A 3,146-nucleotide genomic window follows, 5' to 3' on the forward strand; every position below is an offset into this window, starting at 1 on the left:
AAATAGACTGACCAATTCAGCTTTCTTATCCCCTACCATACTATCCACCTAATTTTTTTTAGAACATGTTTGATAAATTCTAGACTGTTAGTTAGTTAGTCATTGATTATCATTCATGGGTTATTGCATTGCTATTATCCATTATCGATTCTCCATGACCCATTACCAAATCTATTCTTAGCAAAGATTTAGCTAATTGATATAATGCTCTGACCTAATTTCCATTTTATCCTCTACAATAGACTTAAGATACTCAAATTCCCTAGTCGTTAAGTAATGATAAGATTGTGGAGGTCTAAAGTTAGCCCATTTTGCTCTCAAATCTTGTAAGGTTACTGGTGGCTCAAAATGTTCTATGAGTTTTAAGCAGATCCCATAACCGACGGCGGCTTCCTCATAATACTCATTAAAATCTTTTTTTTCTATCCCAGCATTGTCTTTTACTTTATACCAAAGGTTATCCGGGCGGTCTTGAATAACGTCTTCCACTTCAAAAAAACCCGATAAAACCTTATCTGGAGCGGAGACATAAACCACAACAATATCCCCTGCTTCTAATCGAGGACGCACCCGACGAAGTTCAATTTTTTTGGTTCCATTGAATAATTGACTAGCATATTTAGGACGAATTGATAATAACAACACATTGGGCATTGTTAACACTACTTATTTGGGGTGCCTTCTCTATATATCATTGTAAATTGTTCCTGTTCAATCCGCAACGGTGATTGAACTGTTACACGCTTACCAAGTATTTCTTTAATTTCAGCCAAATTTATAGGATTTTTAAACAGTTCAGTATTACTAAATCGAAGGGCCATCAGCTTTTTATTAGGATCATTTTTGGTAAGCTTCATTAAATCTTCTAATTCATATACACCCAATCTGCGAAACTGTTGATGGAGATTTTTAGGTTTGTTGACGACTACTTCATCAAGTCTAGAGCAAGCTCTTACCTGTCCTGTGCCACAATAGTTTTTATTATAGCTTACATACCAAATAATTCTACCAACAACCCCTGGTTTTAAGCCACCATTACCTCTATGGCTTCGATAATAGACAAGTTCACGTTTTAGCGCCAGATCAGTTTCCGATCTCAATAGGAGCTGGTTAGCTAAGTCTTCATCGAATAATTCCTTTGCCCATTCTGCTTGAATAGGAATGATTATAGTAGGAAGGTCAGCATCAATAATTTTTGCTGGCCACAGTATGCGTTCAACGTCTATAGTTGTTTTTACCGCTTTGGTTAAATTATCAGTTTTGAGGGTTTCAGCAATTTTTAGACAAAAATTATAATCCGGACTTAGATTAGCTAAATTAGTGAGATAGTCGGATAATTCTGTCGCCGTAACCGCAACCGCAAGATTGGCATTTAAATAACCATCCTTAACTTTAAAAAAAGCATCATCTTGAATAGCGCTAAGAATAGTTTGATTCAAATAAGGTTCAGTAATTCGTGTAAATGGCAGATTTTTACTTACTGACAGGGATATAAACCAAAAAATTAAGTAACGCGCTATTGTTTCTTCAAGATGACCTGATCTAACCCGAAAAATTGGCACCTTTAACTCATGAGTTTTATCGGTATGATACGCAATTAAAGCTAGGGGAGTATTGTTTTTGGGAGTATTTTTTGACTGCAGAATAATATAACAATTAAATTTATCGGTATTAGCAATAATATAGCCCAGCCTTCCTTGAAAATCACTAAGTTTTTCTCCCTTAGCAGCAATCAAAAACCTTTGACTCAAGAAAGGTACCTGATCTAATTTATGAACAACTTGTCTAGTGATACCTGTGCCTGCTAAGCGTACAGGCTGATAGTTAATATATTCGTGAAGGTAATCTAGCTTAACAATTAAACTAGTAGGACTAAGGATTGATAAGTTAAATTCTTCATTGATAGCATCTGCGATCGCTAGTATTTGCGAATTACGAGTCAAAAAAAATGGTGCATCTGAAGCTATGGCTATAGCTAACTGACGCTGTTGAGATTCATTGATAGTTACCTGAGTTGATAACAAAACCTTGGTTAGAGACCGACAAGCTGTTTCAAAGTCTTTCTGATTGTAGGGGAGTTGAGTAAAGGTATCGGCTAACTGGCGTTTACTATTCCTTTGTTTAGTATCATCAATAGTATTGATGACCTTAAATATTTCATTAGTTATACATAACTCCAAGTCAGGTTGTAACCAATCAGCTAGTAGAGAGTCAGATTCTGCCTTTGACCTAGCTTCATCTCCTTGCAAGTCAAAAAACACGCTGGTATCAATGACTGCACATAATTTAGACTCAAGTTTTTGGGTAGCAACCGTAGAAAATAGGGTAGGATGGTCGTGATCGCGCCACCAAACGGTAAGTAGTTTTCCATCCTTGCTCCTTCCGGGTTTTTCAGCCAAAGGAACAAAGTCTAAGTGAGACCACATTCTCTCTAATCCATAATCACGACGGCATTTGAGTTTAATGCCGTAAAAGTCCTGAGTATTCTGACTTAGATAATTAACTAGCTTTCTAGCAATACCGTTACCACGCCATGATGGCTCGATGCATAGATGAACAAGAACGATGATATTATGTCTACGCACCTTCCGGTATAACAAATAACCGGTACACTTTTTTTCAGGAGTAAGAGCCACAAGTATTTGACGACTGAGTGCGTGTTGATCAAAAGCTCCTTCAGGAAAATGACCAAGAGTGGTTGCGTGTGCTCGTCCCAAAGCCTTGACTGTCCTTAGGTGCAGGGATTTTTCATCAATTGTTTCAATTTGAAGCTGTATCTCTTGTGTCACTTTACCAATTACCAATTACCAATGGCCAATTACCAATTACTATGCATGCAATCGACCCTATTGTACGTGATTAAGCATACCTAATCTTACTGGTTAGAAGGAAACCACTTTTGCTCTAGGTTGGTGAGTTCTCCGTCTTCCTGTAATTGCAAAATAATTCGGTTGATTGGCTCACGATAATGACTACCTTGAGGCAAAACTATGCCGTAGTCTTGTTCAGCAAACAACTCACCCACAATCTGGTATTCTCGGTTTTGTGACGTTTGGTAAAGTAACCTTGGTGAATCATAAACTAAAGCCTGCACTTGCCCCGCTTTGAGAGCTTTGTATGCATCTTCCACCTGGTCAAATTCAATT

At 37.5% G+C, this 3,146-nt stretch carries 3 protein-coding genes; all 3 read right to left on the minus strand.

What is annotated here, in order from left to right; genetic code table 11:
- Positions 1-192: 192 nt before the first annotated feature.
- Positions 193-654, minus strand: a complete 462-nt coding sequence (locus F6K37_RS36065) for an ASCH domain-containing protein (RefSeq protein ID WP_008187820.1) — start codon at positions 652-654, stop codon at positions 193-195.
- A gap of 8 nt (positions 655-662) precedes the next feature.
- Complete coding sequence (locus F6K37_RS36070; RefSeq protein WP_287255780.1) at positions 663-2,789, minus strand: GNAT family N-acetyltransferase; 2,127 nt, start codon at positions 2,787-2,789, stop codon at positions 663-665.
- Between the two features lie 86 nt (positions 2,790-2,875).
- Positions 2,876-3,146, minus strand: a 271-nt coding sequence (locus F6K37_RS36075) for a type 2 periplasmic-binding domain-containing protein (protein ID WP_287255782.1), incomplete at its 5' end; no start/stop codon positions are given.

It is taken from the genome of Moorena sp. SIO4E2 (assembly GCF_010671945.1).
Taxonomy (GTDB): domain Bacteria; phylum Cyanobacteriota; class Cyanobacteriia; order Cyanobacteriales; family Coleofasciculaceae; genus Moorena; species Moorena producens.